The sequence below is a fragment of the Nitrosomonas marina genome, from assembly GCF_900111605.1.
Taxonomy (GTDB): domain Bacteria; phylum Pseudomonadota; class Gammaproteobacteria; order Burkholderiales; family Nitrosomonadaceae; genus Nitrosomonas; species Nitrosomonas marina_A.
Map to the genome: position 1 here is coordinate 17,911 of NZ_FOIA01000033.1, position 17,862 is coordinate 35,772.

At 45.5% G+C, this 17,862-nt stretch carries 9 protein-coding genes; 6 read left to right on the forward strand and 3 right to left on the reverse strand.

Annotated features, from left to right (window positions below):
• The first annotated feature begins 29 nt into the window (after nucleotides 1-29).
• The 4 genes from BMY62_RS13245 to BMY62_RS15985 all read left to right on the forward strand — a co-directional run bounded on the left by BMY62_RS13245 (nucleotide 30) and on the right by BMY62_RS15985 (nucleotide 6,876).
• Entirely contained in the window at nucleotides 30-2,738 is a 2,709-nt protein-coding gene (locus BMY62_RS13245; protein WP_143058821.1) for a patatin-like phospholipase family protein, read from the forward strand.
• A gap of 635 nt (nucleotides 2,739-3,373) precedes the next feature.
• Nucleotides 3,374-5,491, forward strand: coding sequence for a S8 family serine peptidase (locus tag BMY62_RS13250; protein WP_090660914.1), 2,118 nt, complete (start codon nucleotides 3,374-3,376; stop codon nucleotides 5,489-5,491).
• Between the two features lie 20 nt (nucleotides 5,492-5,511).
• The gene (locus BMY62_RS13255) at nucleotides 5,512-6,273 is read left to right on the forward strand and encodes a peptidoglycan-binding protein (protein WP_090660917.1); all 762 of its coding nucleotides are present in this window, start codon (nucleotides 5,512-5,514) and stop codon (nucleotides 6,271-6,273) included.
• 24 nt (nucleotides 6,274-6,297) lie between these two features.
• The gene (locus BMY62_RS15985; protein ID WP_143058822.1) at nucleotides 6,298-6,876 is read left to right on the forward strand and encodes a hypothetical protein; all 579 of its coding nucleotides are present in this window, start codon (nucleotides 6,298-6,300) and stop codon (nucleotides 6,874-6,876) included.
• Between the two features lie 327 nt (nucleotides 6,877-7,203).
• On the opposite strand, the gene BMY62_RS16370 is transcribed toward BMY62_RS15985, so the two are convergent.
• The 3 genes from BMY62_RS16370 to BMY62_RS13270 are packed head-to-tail and all read right to left on the reverse strand — an operon-like array spanning nucleotide 7,204 to nucleotide 9,220.
• The gene (locus BMY62_RS16370; RefSeq protein ID WP_218142987.1) at nucleotides 7,204-7,704 is read right to left on the reverse strand and encodes a pre-peptidase C-terminal domain-containing protein; all 501 of its coding nucleotides are present in this window, start codon (nucleotides 7,702-7,704) and stop codon (nucleotides 7,204-7,206) included.
• A complete protein-coding gene (locus BMY62_RS16375; RefSeq protein WP_218142988.1) occupies nucleotides 7,701-8,222 on the reverse strand; it encodes a M12 family metallopeptidase in 522 nt (173 codons plus the stop codon). Before BMY62_RS16375 ends, BMY62_RS16370 begins: the two co-directional genes overlap by 4 nt.
• Nucleotides 8,223-8,269: 47 nt before the next feature.
• Nucleotides 8,270-9,220: a hypothetical protein gene (locus BMY62_RS13270; RefSeq protein ID WP_090660923.1), complete on the reverse strand. Its 951-nt coding sequence runs from the start codon at nucleotides 9,218-9,220 to the stop codon at nucleotides 8,270-8,272.
• Nucleotides 9,221-9,795: 575 nt separating this feature from the next.
• Here BMY62_RS13270 and BMY62_RS13280 point away from each other — a divergent pair.
• The gene (locus BMY62_RS13280; protein ID WP_090660929.1) at nucleotides 9,796-15,051 is read left to right on the forward strand and encodes a toll/interleukin-1 receptor domain-containing protein; all 5,256 of its coding nucleotides are present in this window, start codon (nucleotides 9,796-9,798) and stop codon (nucleotides 15,049-15,051) included.
• A 484-nt stretch (nucleotides 15,052-15,535) separates the two neighbouring features.
• Nucleotides 15,536-17,572 carry a glycoside hydrolase family 55 protein gene (locus BMY62_RS13290; RefSeq protein ID WP_177170398.1) on the forward strand — a complete coding sequence of 679 codons (2,037 nt, stop codon included), beginning with the start codon at nucleotides 15,536-15,538 and terminating at the stop codon, nucleotides 17,570-17,572.
• Nucleotides 17,573-17,862: the final 290 nt, after the last annotated feature.

Genomic DNA, 17,862 nt, shown 5'->3' on the forward strand with positions numbered 1-17,862 from the left:
TGACAACTCACAACAACAAGGAGTTTATCATGACGCCAGAATCCAGCCAGAAACAAAATTCACTGACTGAAATAAAAAAATTAATCCAAAATCAAATTTGCCCTGACGAAATACATCAGGTCAAGAGCCATGTAGATATTCTGAAAAAAAATTTAGAGTTTTATTGGGCATGCAAATTACTAAACCTGGCCCGGGATAAACAGCACACATTACGAGAGCAACAAGAAAAAGCGCCAGTAAAAGAATGGTGGCAGAATGAGGCGGCGCAAGATGAGGTTTGGATCATCCAACAACTGGCCTTATGCACCTACAAGAACGAAGGACTTCCACCGAGAAAACGGCTGAACCAAGCCACAATTTTTCTGGAAGAAATCGGCTTGCGCAGCCCAGAAAATGTCAATGCAGAAACCTTGGGTTTAGGAGGAGCGGTCTATAAGCGAAAATGGCAAAAATTCGGTCAACTGGAAGATTTGTACGAATCTTTGTCTTTCTATCGCGCCGCATTTGAACGCAATCGCCAGCAAGACATGGGATATGGCGGCGCCAATGCGGCTTTCATCCTTGATTTGCTAGCCAATCGGGCAAACAGTATTGCCCGGCGCAACGGCACTTCATCAAGTGAGGCGCAGCATTTGCAGAGACAAGCAAAGGACTTGCGACAGCAAATGGCAGAACAAATACCCGCCTGGTTAACCGAGACCAGTGATACAACTGGAGAGAATCAATTCTGGCCCAAGGTCACGCTGGCCGAAGTTCACTATGGCCTGCAGGAGTATGAGAAAGCAGGTGATTGGCTCACTAAGGCCGACGCGATACATGCCGACAACTGGAAAAAACAAACATTGTTTGCACAATTTCTGCATATTGGCCGTTTGCAAGGTCTCGCCACCCCTAAAGAATCGGATCATTTCTCAGACTGGCATCCAGCCTGGCAAACACTCGCTCTCATCGTAGGGGAAGAATACGCGCGGCGCGCTATTTTATCAGGATGGAGTAAAGTAGGCTTGGCCCTCTCGGGCGGTGGTTTCCGTGCCTCCTTTTTCCATTTGGGAGTCATGGCACGGCTAGCGGAAATTGATGCACTGCGCGGCGTGGAAGCATTATCCACCGTATCTGGAGGTAGTATTCTGGGAGCTCACTATTACCTTGAGGTACAGAACTGTTTGCAGACGAAACAAGATAACGAAATTACCCGTGAAGACTACATAGAAATTGTCCGACGCGTTCAGGAAAAATTTCTGGAAGGTGTACAGACAAACATCAAAATGCAAACTTTTGCAGGCTTGCGCGATAACCTGAACGTGTTTTTTGGCAAAAACTACTCCCGAAGCCATCGGCTGGGTGAGTTTTACGAATCAGAGCTTTACCAAAAAGTTGCAGATAGCCATGCCAATGGCACACCGCGCACCATGCCGGAATTGCTGGTGAAACCCAAAGGCGAATCCGGCTCGAATTCATTTAAACCAAAATTCTCTAATTGGTTGAGGCAAGCCAAGGTGCCGGTGATGGTCATCAACAGCACCTCCCTGAACTCCGGCCACAACTGGCAGTTTACTGCTCGCACGATGGGGGAGCCACCCAGTTCAATTAGTGGAGAAATTGACAACAATGAACGTTACCGACAAATACACTACGAAGACGCACCAACCAAAGATTTGCAAAATTATCGTCTCGGCCATGCAGTGGCGGCATCTGCTTGTGTGCCAGGCTTGTTCGAACCCCTTACCATCGCAGGGCTCTACGATGAGCGTACGCTGCGCCTGGTCGATGGTGGGGTGCATGACAACCAGGGCATCGCTGGTTTGCTGGACGAAGGCTGCACTCGAATCCTATGCAGCGATGCCTGCGGACAAATGGGTGACGTGACTAATCCTTCCGATGCCCCACCGAGCGTGTTGATGCGCGCCAGCTCTATCCTGCAAGATCGAGTACGCGAGGCACAACACCAAGATTTGCGCTGTCGCCTGGATAGCCGTGCCCTGGACGGATTGTTTTTTGTACACACCCGCAAAGAGCTGGAAGCCGCACCACTGGATTGGATCAATTGCCAGGATCCGCAATCACCAACAGACACTAGGGAAAGCTTAACCTCCTACGGTATCGATCGTGAGTTGCAAGAAAAAATCGCTGGGATACGTACTGACCTGGATGCATTTACTGAAGTGGAAGCATATGCACTGATGGCAAGTGGCTACCAGATCACAAAACGAGAGTTCGAGTTACTACAGGCGCAACACCGTAAAGATGGCAATCCCGGAACCTGGGGCGGCTATGACATCGATGCTAATGGAACAGATTGGCCGTTTCGTCCCTTAGAGCCCTTACTGGCAATGAAGCCAGGTGCAAACGCACAACGCAACGACTTGAGTTTGCAACTGCATGTCGCCCGTAAAATATTTTTTAAAACATGGGACGTGAGTCTTACTTACAAGATTTTGACCTCTTTGGCGCTTCTTCTCGTTCTAACCGGTTTGCTCGGGTTAATATGGTCTGTTAGAAATGATGTCGTCAGCACAATCACCTGGGGGGGGCTGCTTATAGCAATCATCCTTTTCGGTGCCACTTTATTCATGCCTATGCTCCAATGGTTAAAGCCCAGCGGTCAAGCAAAAAGCTGGCTGATCAAATTCGCTATTGCCGGACTTGGCTGCATTCTAGCCAATATACATCTATACCTAGTTGACCGGTGGTTCCTTGCCAGAGGAAAACTGGATCGTTTGTTAAAATTAAAACCGTAATCCAAACGACTTCAGCACATAACATGTTTTGAGTCAATCAAACTTGCAACGATAAGAGAGCTCATCTGGCAAATGTAAAGAAAGGAGTTTCATTTACTGATAAACATATAGTTAAACTAACACAGCGACAGCCATCGCCATATGAGCCAATGGGCCAGTTCTATTTGCCACTCTGAAGGAGTGGTGTTGTGGTAACTTTTTATTGAAATTAAGGGAATGACACCATGAGCCAAATGTTTGGCCAACAAATAAATGTACGGCCCCTCCCCCATTTCCCAAAAATTTCTTTCGTGATCGTGGGCGGCATCTACCTAATGAACGTTGGGTAAAATTTGACAATAAACGTATATTTTGCTGTTTTATACAAAGATTGAGATTGGTTGAACAGGCTGAAAACTTTGCCCGCTAAGCAAGGCTGAGCTTTGGCAATTGGGTCTCCACAAACTCATACCCGATCAATACTTGGCGAACGATAAAAAAGTTTTTACAAGCAAGATACTTTTATTGACAATAACACAATCATATGAGCGGCCAATGCTTTGTTTAGCAACTCTGTGCGCAGACGACAAAACAACCAATAACCTTGGTATACGCCTCCTCCTATCACCATTTTCTATCTACCAGGAGAATGAATCATGCCAAAAATTTATTACGGCACAAAGAAGGAACCCGCTTTTGAACTGGTACAAAGCGATGATTTGATCGCGGTCCGTACTCGTAGCAAAAGGTCGCTGACAAGATCGACAGGCCCTGTCGCCCAACCCATTTCGGCTGAATTGGATGATGGTGTACTGGTTGTATCTTACCCGGAAGCTGGAGTAGAAGTGTATCGAATCCCTACCGATCGCCACGTCAAGTCAGTGAGTGATCGAAAATCCGCGCTTCGTGCCTCACCTGAGGTGCAATTTGCAGGTAGTGTACTGGTAGATCCAGTTTCCAAAGAACCCGTACTTTACACAGAAAATATCTTTATCAAATTCATCGATACCGCCGACCCGGATGATTGTGCCGAAATCATACGTGATGCCGGGCTGACGATAAAATCCCAACCAGATTATGCAACCAACGCCTATTTCGTGGAAGCGCCAACAGGCACAGGTCAAAAGATATTTGATATCGCAAACGATCTTTTAAAACACGATAATGTCGAATATTGCCACCCGGAACTTATTCGCCCTCGAGCCCGTAAGCAGATTTTTCCTCAGCAATGGCATTTAAAAAAAACCTCCATTAACGGACTGCTGATCGATGCCAGCGTAAATGTGGCCGCTGCTCACGAAATTACGCAAGGTGAAGGAGTCAGTATTGCCGTCATCGATGATGGTGTTGATATTGATCATCCTGAATTTTCCGGCACAGGCAAAATTGTTGCTCCACGCGATGCAACGCTTCTTACCAATAATCCACGCCCGAAAGATACCTTTGGCATTGGCCCTAATGGCGACAATCATGGCACTGCATGCGCCGGCGTTGCTTGCGCCAATGGGATAGATGGCGCTTCTGGTGTAGCACCCAAAGCCAGATTGATTCCTATCCGCCTTGCTTCCGGCCTTGGCTCGCAAAGAGAAGCGGAAGCCTTTAAATGGGCTGCGGACAATGGCGCGGATGTAATCTCATGCAGTTGGGGTCCACCTGATGGCCGATGGTGGGATAAAAATGATGTCAAACATCGCAGTATTTTTCAATTACCCGCCAGTACGCGGCTCGCAATGGATTATGTTACACAGAAGGGGCGTAACGGCAAAGGCTGTGTGATTTTATTCGCTGCAGGCAATGGTAATGAATCCGTCGATAACGATGGTTATGCCAGTTACTCGAAAGTCATTGCTGTAACCGCGTGCAATGACCGAGGCACACGCAGTGTTTATAGCGACTTTGGCAAAGCTGCCTGGTGCGCCTTCCCAAGCAGTGACTTCGGTTATGCACCTTTTCAGCATCCTGACGCCCTTACGCCGGGAATCTGGACGACCGACCGCATAGGAAGGCACGGCTACAATCCGGATGAACGCGGCCATGCCGCTGGCGATCCGGCATTCAATTACACCAACAGTTTTGGCGGCACTTCAAGCGCATGTCCCGGAGCAGCCGGCATTGCCGCGCTAATATTATCGGTCAACCCGGATTTAAAGTGGCTGGAAGTCAAGACACTGTTTAAAAAAGCCTGTGACAAAATCGATCCTCAAAATGGAGATTACAATTCTGAGGGGCATAGCCCAAAATATGGTTATGGCCGGTTAAATGCACTCAATGCTGTCGAATTAGCCAAACCACAACCCAGAAATGCCGTTACCATCAACCGCAGATTTGATGCACCTATCCTGGACATGCAAACCGGCTCATTCGCTCTTGAAGTTGCAGATGATACTCCTATTGAATCTCTAGCTATCAGCGTGGACATCCAACACACTTACATTGGCGATCTGATTCTTTCCCTGCAACCACCTGCAGGAACAGGTATTGACACACTGGTGCTTTACTCCCGGTCCGGCGGCGCAACAAAAAATCTTAAGCAAACGTTCGATACAGTTACGACGCCTGAACTCGCTAAATTTTCTGGTAAGAAATGCCAAGGAACCTGGACACTCCAGATTCAGGATGTTGCTGCACAGGATTCCGGTACCTTGGTGTCATTTGGCATTAATCTAATATTTCCTCGAACAGATTGGATTGTCCCCGCCGAAAAAGCAAAAAAACATCAAGCATCCAACAAAACTGTCAAAAAAAACTTTCCAAAAAAATCACCCAATAAATAAATTTTCTTTGAGGAGCAAACATGAATCTAAATGACTTGGCAAGCGTACCCGCGAACATTAATTCAGGCGTTAGAAGCGCCAAGCAACAAACAATGCTGGCATTACTTGGCAATCCACGTTCTTCTTATGATGTTGATTGCCAACCTGTTACTAACCCTACGCTAAAAAAATTGATCGTATTGCAAGACGTAGGGCCATTTAGAGTTACAGGGCTCAAACCAGCAGTTGAGGATTTGCGTAAGATTTTTGCTGATGTAAAAGCAAGTAACGCTGAGTTGTATTCAGCATTGGGAACTGCCGGAATGTTTTGTTGCCGCCTTGTTCGCGGCACCAAAACAGGCGCAATCAGCAATCATTCCTGGGGAACTGCTATTGATTTAAAAATCAATGACGTACTTGATCGGCGAGGAGATGGCAAGGTGCTACAGGGATTGGTTGACCTTGCGCCTTATTTTAATAAACAAGGATGGTTCTGGGGCGCCGATTTTGGAACAGAAGATGGTATGCACTTTGAAGTTGGCGATGAACGTATACGAGAGTTTCATAAAGCTGGCTTATTTGACCGCACTGTCGCAATGCCTCAGTCAACACTGAGTATCGGCGATCGCGGTCCTGAAGTACGCCACCTACAGAAAAGACTTAATTCTTTTGGCGCAGAAATGAAGGTCGATGGCATTTTTGGTCCAGCTACACATGCTGCAGTGATTGCATTTCAGGCTGACAAAGGACTTACACCAGATGGCATTGTCGGTCCCAAAACAGCCAAAGCATTGGACTTATAAAATTGGTTTCAAGGAGTCACACATATGCGATTCGCTATTTTAGTGCTATTAGCTGTATTGTTATGGGCGCCCTTTTGCATTTATAGCAATGGAAATAGCGTGTATGTGTCATTGCAAACACAGTCTTGCAGAACACCCGGTGACTTAATTAGTCGTTACTATACATCCCGCAACCTTGAAGTCAGTGAATGCCCAACCAAGGTCTCGGTTCAATCAGCACCATTGAGGTTGTTCGTTGTGTCATCTAATGAAAGGTCCTGGATTGACTTAGCATTGGGAAAGACCATTTGGTCAAGCGAGGATGAAATTGTTTATGAAAAAGAAAACCAGTTTGGCTATTTCCCCAACGTAAGTAATGCGCCAGCAGAAATAAGAATGCGCCATATGGAGGCGACTGGATTAATTTTCCGAATAACCGCGCAAGCCCCCGAAGATCGCTCATCCACTCTGGGTGCATCGAATGTTTCACGATTATTCGTATTGGCTTTCAGGGATTCAGCCGTGTGTTTTCTTGGTCTTGTTCGCAACAACACCACAGCCCGCAATCTTTTAGATTCTGATGCAGCTTGTCAGCGCGTATTGAAGTCTGAGCAACTGCGTTGAGACAAGTTAAATGCCTACGGCACTACCGGTTCCCGCTTCACGAAGCTATTTCATGAAAACAGGGTACGCACATGAATTCATTGTAATTTTTCTCGCCCCGCTTGTAACCGTTTCAGTGGTATATGAATATCTACACAGTTTCCACGCAAAGGCTCCGACTATACAGAGTCTCATCAAACGGTCATATTTATAACCGCTGTTTACTCGCTTCATTCAATTTCGCAGTATGATTTGCGACCAAGGCCATTATCCTAATTCTAATTCATGAAAAACTTGTGAACGTCGAAAGATGCTGCTTCCGGCGCTCACAAGCGCCTTTATCCATTATTATGATTTATATACCTTAATACCATAAGGCCCGGTACCATTAGAGCGATTATAATGACGCACTTGGAGATAATATTTCCCGGACGCTAAGTCCGCGGTAATTCTGGGATTAAATCCGTTACCGCCGTCATCATCTTCTGCCACCAATTGAGTCTGATTATCCGGCCCGAACAGTTTCATCACTAAATCGGTTTGCCCTTCGGTTTCCATGATGTAGGTACCTGTCGAGCGAGCAGTAAAAGTAAACAAATCTTCTTCGCCGGGCTGGCCGATGGAGGCTTCAAATGCTTTAATTTCAGCAACTGGCAGTTCCACCACTGAGGATGTTTTACCTGGATACATCACTGTGCTGGCGATAAATGCCTTGTCCATGTCAGATAATGTGTTGTTGGGTTCAGTATGAAAGCCGTCGACGGTCCATTCAGCAGGAAAGCTGTAAAGCATAATGGAGTTCGCATCGAATTCAGTGCCATTGATTTGATCATGAGCGTATTTATTCAATCATTATGCCGTATCGTCTCTGGGTCCCAGTTGTTTGGCGGACCGGACAAGTCACGTATGACAGCGGCTTCGTTCCATTGAATCCCGCCATCCGGATTCTGATGTTCGTGCGCCAAACCAATGGCATGACCAAACTCATGCAACACCACTGCCTCATCCAGCCAACCAAAATTCATGGTGGGACGGTTCACCGAAATGGATTTGGCATCGGTGCCCACGTAGGACCATGCCCCATCATCGGCAAAAGCAATTCGAACATCCGCATCAGGGCGATCATTAAAATCAAATGTCAAATTAGCATGCTCCGTCCATTTGGGTGCAAACTGCTTCACAATATTATGTTGTTCAGCCGTCCCATCAATGAAACGAATGCTCAATGTTGAACCGTTAATCCACATTTTACCGATGGGCGCAATCGCGCGGGTTCGGCCGGCTGGACCAAAGGACATAAAGGGAATTGCGCGTTTCAAGTCTTGGGGCAAGATTTTATCGTAGCAAATTTTCTTGGTATCAGACATGGGAGGCTCCTTTCATGGTTAACGAGCACATTGTGCCCGGTGGTTTGTTAAACTTTTTTATCGGGATGTAATTTTCTAATTTGTGATTCCTCTACATTCACCGATGCAGTTCCCTCAGTATTCCGTCCCATAGCCTGATCGACATCGGCAACACTTTTTACGCCAGCAAGCGTTTCAGAAGCCGCGACACCTTCAAGTGCTTCATCATATAGGTCAAACCAAGGTAAACCATGCTGTGTATAAGTAGCGGCATCAATAGGCGTTGGTGGCGGCTTACAACCAGTCAGCACTTGGTATTGCAGGCTATTGACAATAAAAATTTCTATTTGGCCAAAGTTGCCCTCGTCCCAAACATCAATGCCAAAAGGATCAGTATAAATTTTCTGCCGCATCCTGCCACCGGCACCTAAACCCATGCCCACTTGGGCCATGGCTGATTTTTCTGGGGCACGTCTTGTCTCCACTGGCGCTTGATCGGGAAACAAACCTGGTTTGGGCTCAAATACCGTTATCTGAATCCCGCCGAGTTCTTCGATTCCGGTTAACGCGCTTTCTATGCTGTAACCTTGTCCTAATGGCATGGCAACAAATTGCCGAACGGTAGTTTCACCTGTATTAATACCATCCAGCCATGGTTGTGTAGGCACCACGATATAGTCCTGTTCATCCGCGCGCAATGCTGGCTCATAAGCTTTGCCTGAAATGGCATTTATACCTCCTACGGCAATTTTTACCGCATTGGGTTTCCATGTGGCACCGCGGAAACCCAACCATAACGCTTCGCGTTGGTACATGGGAATTAATGCGCCCCGCTTACTTTTCCATTCGTTGGGAAGCCGAGCGCGGCAATCCTCCAAGCGGTGCACGGGAAAAGCGCCAAGACCTGGTGGCAAAGGGTAAGTGTTACCATCATCGGGTATTTTCAAGGTGCGCTGAAAAGACACAGCAAAGCGATTCCCGATGCTAATCGACCATTCACTTATTACAACGTCCAACACCGTAAAGAGCCCTCCGCAGAATAACCGATAATTCCCCGTTGCCTCTAGTCTACTCCATGTTGAGATTAAGATGTTTTTCGCTTAATTTTATGTAAAGAGCTAATCGTTCCTCGCAGGTGTGTGTTTACAATCACGCTTTCTCTTGTGCCTGTAGTTTCAACACGGAGTACAAAAAACATACTAGGCTTTTGAAATTAATGTACTGAAAGCCTAATTGATTGTCAAACGACAATGAAAATTTAACAGGTGATCAAAAAGCCGCCACATTTTGAAGGAAAAATCAGTTATGGAAACCGTTAATAGCGTTACAAATCTGGATAACAAAGAAAACAGTCCATAATTGTCACTGGCATTTGTAATGGTATCATCGTCATCAGACAGGAATCGTTCTGAATGGTATCTTTTGTTCCTGTTTCTAAACATCAATGTGTTGTCCGTCTTGGAAAGTAATAGTACTATTATCTTAAGGGCATCTCTAAAAATCCAGATTTTGTCATAACACTTTGAATTTTCAGAGACGCCTTTAAAATAACGCATAGTTTTATTTTGACAAATGCTCACCGAAGCGGTTCCGCATGGCGACTATTTTTCTCAGCCACAGCTCAATAGACAAAGCAGCTGCCCAACAGCTTAAAGCATGGCTGGAAGCCGCTGAACGTGGCCATCAGGTTTTTCTCGATTACGATATTCAAACCGGGATTAAAGCCGGTGCGGACTGGGAACGCTCGCTATATGAACAACTGCGGCTTTGCCGTGTTTTCCTGCCTATACTGACGCAAAACTGGCTCGACTCCAAATGGTGTTTTGCGGAAATGACCCATGCCCGCGCCCAAGGTAAATTGATTTTGCCGGTCAAGCTTGATACTGCGCTGGACAGTTCAAATCTGTTTGCCGATCTGCAGCACACACCGATTGACCTGAGTGGAGACGATCAAAGTGGCTATCAACGCTTACAGCGTGCGCTGGGAGAAGAGTTTTCGTGGAATCCGGAACGTCCGCCTTATCCAGGGTTGCCGGCATTTCAGGAGGAAGATGCGGCCATTTATTATGGACGCAACCCGGAAATTATCAGCGTCATTGAATTGCTGGAAGGTCTGCGCCGCCGTGGCTATAGTACCCCGCATTTTGTTTTGTTATTGGGTGCGTCCGGTAGCGGCAAATCATCGTTGGCAAGGGCCGGCATTATGCCGCGTTTGCGGCTCAAAAGTGAGTGGCTGCTGTTGAAGCCCTTCATGCCGCGCACCAATCCCATTGCGGAGCTGGCCGAAACTTTTGCACGCACTTTTAAAGACATACCCGCTTTACAATCCGCATGGCCAGTCCATAAACTGGAACAGACACTGACCCGGGCCGCCGAAGCGGTCCCGCCGGATGGTAAAGCGCTCCTCGATCTGGTACGTGATTTAAGAACCCAGCGCCAGGACAATGCAACACTTTTGCTGGTTATTGATCAAACAGAAGAGTTGTTTGTTGTCAGCAATCCACAGCATGCAAAACAATTTTTGGGCTTGCTGCGCGCAGCGATTGAACAATCTGACGGCCGTTTAATGGTGTTGGCGACAATGCGCTCCGAATTCCTGGGCAGCTTTCAGCAGCATCCATTTATAGTCGATTCGCACTATAAAACCCCGTTTGAATACGAAACCTTTACGCTTGACCCGCTACCGACCGATCGTTTCCAGGAAATAATCCGCAAACCGGCAGAATTAGTTGGTTTTACGATTGATGAAGACCTGGTTGAACGCATGGTTGCCGATACCGCAACACGCGATGCCTTACCGTTACTGGCGTATACCCTGCGGCGCATGTGGGACAATGAAGATTACCGCAAAGACGGGCGCTTTGAGCTAAGTGAGTACCAGGAACTTGGCGGCCTGGAAGGCTCCATCCGCAAAGCGGCTGATGAAGCGCTTGATCGGTCACGGCGCAATAAAGAAGAACTTACTGCATTAAAAAGCGCTTTTGTTCCCGGTATGGTGAAACTGTCTCATGAGGATGAGCCAGTGCGCCAACGCACACGGCGCGATCAGCTGTCAGCTGGAGCCTATCGCCTGCTTGAACCATTCATTGACAATCGTCTATTAATTACTGACAAGGATACTGACGGTCATGAAACCCTGGAAGTCGCGCATGAAGCGTTGCTGCGCGTCTGGCCGCAATTGACGGGCTGGATTAATGAAGACCGTGACAAACTGCATCTGTTTGAGAACCTGGAACGCGCTGCACAAGATTGGCATAAACAGCAGCAGTCTGATTTCCTGGTGCATAAAAATGACCGCCTCAAAGGATTGCTGGAGTTAGTGCGCAATCCACGCTTTCAGCTTCGTGAAGACTCAGTGGAAAACGCTTATTTAATGGCGTGCGAACAAGCCCAACAGGCACGTGAATTGGCAGAAAAGGAACAACAACAAAAAGAAATTCGCAATTTCAGACAAAAACTGGCCATTGCAGGTGTGATGTTACTCATCGCCTCCCTATCAGCTATTTATGCATTTGTTCAAGAGGACGTTGCCAAAAAACAAACGAAAATTGCTCAAGAACAAACAATAGAAGCAGTAAAACAGAAACAAGAAGCAGAAGCCCAAGCTGCACAAGCAAAAGCTGCTTTAATATGGAGCAACCTGGTATTTAAAGGTGGAAAAATATCACCCGAAGAAACAGATATCTTATGGGAGCTTGCTGCTGCTAAAGAATCCGTTCGTGAGGCTTTTGTTGAGCAACTTTTTGATGATGAAGCACTTGGCGAGCGTTTTGCAAGCAAGCCGCGTGCAATTACACGGGCATTAGTTGGATTTGATCCTCAATATCGGCAAAAAATTATTCAGGATTATCTTATCCCTTCTGTGAAAAATAGAAACAGATCGAAAAATCTACTGGCAGCAGGCTTTCTGGTCAAGGAATTGTCAGCAATTGAGGGCTTGGGAATTTTAATTGAAGCGATGATTGTGAAAGCTGGAAATAATAGCCATATCTACGCACTCGGTGAAAGCCTAGCTGCATTGGCCAAAAATATCGATGTAGAAACCGCGTCAGTCCTGTTTCAGCCACTGGTGGATACGATTGTGGAAACAGAGAAAGATAGCCATCTCTATGTACTCTTTAATGGCCTGGCTACATTGGCTAAAAAAATCGATGTAGAAATCGTGTCAATCCAGCTTCAGCCACTGATGGATGCAATTGTGAAAACTGAAAATCTTGGCCTGCTCAGAGCATTCGGTCAAGGCTTGACTGCATTAGATGTAATAATCGATGCAGAAACTGGGTCAGTCCTGCTTCAGTCACTGGTGGATGCAATTGTAAAAGCTGAAGATCCTAGTCGGATCGTAGTACTCAGTGCTAGCCTGACTGCATTAGACGTAAAAATCGATGCAAAAACTGGGTCACTCCTGCTTCAGTCACTGGTGGATGTAATTGTGAAAGCTGAACACCCTAGTCGGATCGAAGCATTCGGTAGAAGCCTGGTTGCATTAGCCCAAAAAATCGATGCAGAAAGCGCGTCAGCCCTGCTCCCGCCACTGGTGGATGCGATTGTGAAAGCTGAAAATTATCGCCAGTTCCAAGTACTCTTTAATGGTTTGGCTGCATTAGATGTAAAAAACGAAGCAGCAACCACGTCAATCCAGCTTCAATCACTGATTGATAAGATTGTAAAAACTAAAGATAGTTCCTCGATCGGTTTGCTCGGTGACATCTTGGCTACATTGGCCAAAAAAAACGATGCAGAAACCGCGTCAGTCCAGCTTCAGCCACTGGTCGATGCGATTGTGAAAGCTGGAAATAATAGCCATATCTACGCACTCGGTGAAAGCGTAGCTGCATTGGCCAAAAAAATCGATGCAGAAACCGCGTCAGTCCAGCTTCCATCACTGGTGGACGCAATTGTGAAAACTGAAAATAGTTACAAAACCAGAGACATTGGTAAAGGCCTAGCTACATTGGCCAAAAAAATTGATACAGAAACCGCGTCAATCCAGTTCCAGTCACTGGTGGATGCGATTGTTAAAACTGAAAATGTTAACCAGCTTAGTGCACTTTTTAAGGGCCTGGCTGCATTGGCCAAAAAAGTCGATGCAGAAACCGCATCAGTCCAGCTCCAGACACTGGTTAATGTGATTGTGAAAACTAAAAAAGATGACCTAATCTACGAATTTGGTAATGGCTTGGCTGCATTGGCCAAAAGAATCGATGCAGAAACCGCCTCAGTCCAGCTTCAGTCATTGGTGAATGCGATTGTGAAAACTGAAAAAAACAACCAGATCAAAGAACTAGGTAAAGGCTTGGCTGTATTGGCCCACAAAATTGATGCAGAATCCGCGTCAGTCCAGCTTCAGTCACTGGTAAATACGATTGTGAAAACTGAAAATGTTTACCAGCTCAATATACTTTTTGAAGGCCTGGCTGCATTAGACGTAAAAATCGATGTAGAAACCAAATCAGTCCTATTCCAGTCACTGGTGGATGCGATTGTAAAAACTGAAAATCATTACCGGATCAATAATGCACTCGGTGAAAACCTGGTTGCATTGACCCACAAAATCAATGCAGAAATCGCGTCAGTCCAGCTTCAGTCACTGGTGAATACGATTGTGAAAACTGAAAATATTCACCAGCTCCGTGCACTTTTTGAAGGCCTGGCTGCATTGGCCACAAAAGTCGATACAGGAACAGCGTCAGCCAAGCTTCAGTCACTGATGGATGCGATTGTTAAAACTGAAAATATTCACCAGCTCCGTGCACTTTTTAAAGCCCTGGCTACATTGGCTACAAAGGTCGATACAGAAACTGCGTCAGTCCTGTTTCCGTCACTGGTGGATACAATTGTGAAAACTAAAAATGATGACCGAATCAGAGAATTCGGTAAAGGCCTGGCTGAATTGGCCACAAAAGTCGATACAGAAACTGCGTCAATACTATTCCCGTCACTGGTGGATACAATTGTAAAAACTAAAAATGATGACCGAATCAGAGAGTTCGGTAAAGGCCTGGCTGCATTGGCCACAAAAGTCGATACAGAAACTGCGTCAATCTTATTTCCGTCACTGGTGGATGCGATTGTGAAAACTAAAAATATATACCGAATCAGAAAGTTCGGTAAAGGCCTGGCTGCATTGGCCACAAAAGTCGATACAGAAACTGCGTCAATCTTATTTCCGTCACTGGTGGATGCGATTGTGAAAACTAAAAATAAAGACCGAATCAGAGAGTTCGGTAAAGGCCTGGCTGAATTGGCCACAAAAGTCGACACAGAAACTGCGTCAACCCTATTCCCGTCACTGGTGGATACAATTGTGAAAAATAAAAATGATTACCAAATCAGAGAGTTCGGTAAAGGCCTGGCTGCATTGGCCACAAAAATCGATACAGAAACTGCGTCAACCCTATTCCCGTCACTGGTGGATACAATTGTGAAAAATAAAAATGATTACCAAATCAGAATACTCGGTGATGACCTGGCGGCATTGGTCACAAAAATCGATGCGGCAGCGGCGCCCTCAATTTTTAATATGCTTACAGAAGCATATACAAATTCGAGAAATCTTCTTGCAAACCGCTACTTAGAGGATAGCTTAACAGCGGTTGCCGCTAAATTACCAGCAAATATTCATAGTATCGAATTAGTCTTCAAAGTATTAAATAATCCTGCTATCTCTATCGAAACAGAAAACACTTTACTGGAAATTTTTCACAAGCATTTAATTGAAGAGAAAAATAAAGAAACAATTGAACTTTGGCAACTCATTGAACGCGCTAAGGAAAAATACCCTGAACTGGATTTCACCAGCCGGATATATGCTGAAAAAGTACTCGAGCGCCGTTTAGCCTTTAAATAATACCTGCATCAAGGTAGCATGGAATTAATTCACCATACAAGGATCACCACAGACCGTGATACTGTTTCATGCAGGGATGGTAAGCACAAGCATCCGCCAATACACGCAAGCAATGGACACGCGGCCTTACCAGGCCGATTGGTTTTGTCAAACCAGCACTCAATGCCAGCGAAGGCGAAGTTTTTTCAACTTACAGGCGATACCCTGTCAAAATCAATGATGGCTATCACGGACAAATCATTACGTTAATATTTTCTTACCCGGTCGAAATTGTGCATCTGGCTGCTGATGGTGGAAATATCCGCCTGACAGGTGGCATCAACTGGCCGAAAAAGAATAATGGCTCCGGAGACATCCTGCAACTATTCTGCAGGCATCACAACGATGGTGAAGAATGCCTTGAAGTCAACCGGAGTCACAACAGTGTCTAACACCGCCGTTGTTCGTAAATACGCTAATGACAAAATGGAAAAAGGAGAAAATTATGGCCTCTCAATTTTATCGCATTGCTAGTATATTTTTTCTGTCATTTTTGATTGTTTTATTATTCAAAACACCCAGTCAAGCAAAGGTTTCGCTGCCCAACGATAGCATTATCAACATTAAGGAAGACTATGGAGCAAGGGGTGACGGCACAACGGATGACACTCAAGCAATACAAAAAGCAATCAATGATCATATTGACAGTCCGTTTGATGTCATTATTTTTTTTCCACGCGGCAAATATCTCATCAGCAGTCAAATCAAGTGGAAGAATAATGATGGACAATGGGGAACTGCGATTACACTGCAAGGAGAACATAAAAGAAAGACTCTGATTAAATTACAAAATAACGCACCGGGATTTGAAGATGCTTCCAATCCAAATGCCATGATTTTTACTGCATCGGAATTATTAAGCGGTAATCCGACCGATGGCGGCAAAGACTGGGAAAATCTAGGTGAAGGTAATGAAGCCTTCAGGAATTTTATCAAAGACTTGACTATCGATACAGGCACAAACAACCCTGGTGCCATAGCTATTGATTATCTGGCTAACAATGGCGCTGCAATAGAAAATATAGTAATTCGATCGGGTGACAGAAGTGGCAAAATTGGTTTAAATATGAAACGAAAATGGACAGGCCCGGCACTAGTAAAGAATATTCTGATAGAAGGTTTTGACTATGGTATTTTTTTGGATGAAGAATGCTGTAGCGTCACATTTGAAAATATCAAACTTGCCAGGCAAAAAGTGGCGGGCATTTATAATAATCAAAATATATTAATCATAAGGCAACTGAAAAGTTTCAATAACGTACCGGTTATTCAGAATTTCGCCGCTCAAGGCCTCGTGGTCGTCATTGACGGAAAATTTAAAGGAAAATCAACCGCAAGCGCTATTGAAAATTCTGGAGAAATTTATTTAAGAAATCTTCGTGCAACAAGATACCGCTCTGTGATTATGCACAATGGAGAAACGCTCCCGGGAAAACATATCACTGAGTTTTTTTCTGAGTCGTATCATCTGCATTCCTCTTCGAAAACCGCTTTAAAGCTGCCGGTTAAGGAAACACCAAGATTGCCCAAGATCCCCATTCAACAATGGGCCAATGTAGAAGACTATGGCGCCCGCGGCAGCTCTGATACGGGAAAGCCGGATTACACCGATGACACGGCAGCGATTCAGGCGGCAATGGATTCGGGCAAGCAAGTTATTTATTTTCCACCAGGACGCTATATAATCAGCCAGCCGATTATTATTGCTGGCAATGTACGAAAAGTTGATTTTCTAGGTTCCTGGATTGGATTTCCTGCCGACTTCGATCGTAGCAAACCTGTTTTTCGCATTGAAGAAGGATTGCATGATGTAGTACAACTCAAAAACATGGGTCCCTATTGGCAGGCCTGGGAAAATTCCCATTTGGGCGAAGTCATTATGATCGAACATGATTCACCCAAAACCCTAATCCTAAAGGACGGCAATTTCCAGAGTTATCAAAGCACGCCTGTCAGCGGCGATTTGTTTTTGGAAAATGTTGTCGGTGGCGGAATCTGGCGGTTTAATCATCCACAAAACATCTGGGCACGGCATTTTAATCCCGAAGGCGCCGTCCATCCCAAAATAATCAACAATGGCGCTAACCTATGGATACTGGGCCTCAAGATTGAATCACCCACTACTAATATTTTGACCCAAGGAAGTGGCAAAACGGAAGTATTGGGCGCTTACCTCATTCCGGGAGCACTGTCTCGCGCACCATTCCTCGAAGACTGGCCACCTGCATTCGTTAATGATGAATCATCCCACTCACTGATATATGCAACACAGGCTTACTCTGAAAATCAACGTTATCCTGTACAAATAGAAGAAACCATAGATGGCGAAACCAGAATGTTGTTGAGTGATGATGTTATCAGAAGAGATCATTTGGGTTCTATCATTCCCTTGTACACTGGTTATGCAGATACCTCAGACACAGATAATTTGAATTTGTTGAATAGACAGCGGTTGGAAAAAGAAAATATCCATAAATATTAAACAATCCGACCAGCCATTATGCCGATGCATTTGCCTATAGTTCAAGCCTGCAACCACTTGCATATTCCGGCCCAACCTGAACAGCTATTCTGGCCCAACGTGAACAAGTATTCTGGTTGAACGTGAACAGCCATTCCGGTTGAAGCTGAACATTTTTGCTGATTTTCCGGAATTGGCGTTCAACATGCCGGAATGGCTGTTCAACATGACCGGAATTTTTTCAACGCATTGTTTTTAATTTAGTTTGCTAAGCTGCCTGCCTTTTGGGGGGCAGACATTGGCAGCCAAGA

What these genes read in the sequence shown, in the direction of transcription:
- BMY62_RS15985 (WP_143058822.1), top strand. Translation starts at nt 6,298, where the DNA reads ATGCGATTCGCTATTTTAGTGCTATTAGCTGTATTGTTATGGGCGCCC.
- BMY62_RS13290 (WP_177170398.1), top strand. Translation starts at nt 15,536, where the DNA reads ATGGCCTCTCAATTTTATCGCATTGCTAGTATATTTTTTCTGTCATTT.
- BMY62_RS13245 (WP_143058821.1), top strand. Translation starts at nt 30, where the DNA reads ATGACGCCAGAATCCAGCCAGAAACAAAATTCACTGACTGAAATAAAA.
- BMY62_RS16375 (WP_218142988.1), bottom strand. Translation starts at nt 8,222, where the DNA reads ATGTCTGATACCAAGAAAATTTGCTACGATAAAATCTTGCCCCAAGAC.
- BMY62_RS13255 (WP_090660917.1), top strand. Translation starts at nt 5,512, where the DNA reads ATGAATCTAAATGACTTGGCAAGCGTACCCGCGAACATTAATTCAGGC.
- BMY62_RS13250 (WP_090660914.1), top strand. Translation starts at nt 3,374, where the DNA reads ATGCCAAAAATTTATTACGGCACAAAGAAGGAACCCGCTTTTGAACTG.
- BMY62_RS13280 (WP_090660929.1), top strand. Translation starts at nt 9,796, where the DNA reads ATGGCGACTATTTTTCTCAGCCACAGCTCAATAGACAAAGCAGCTGCC.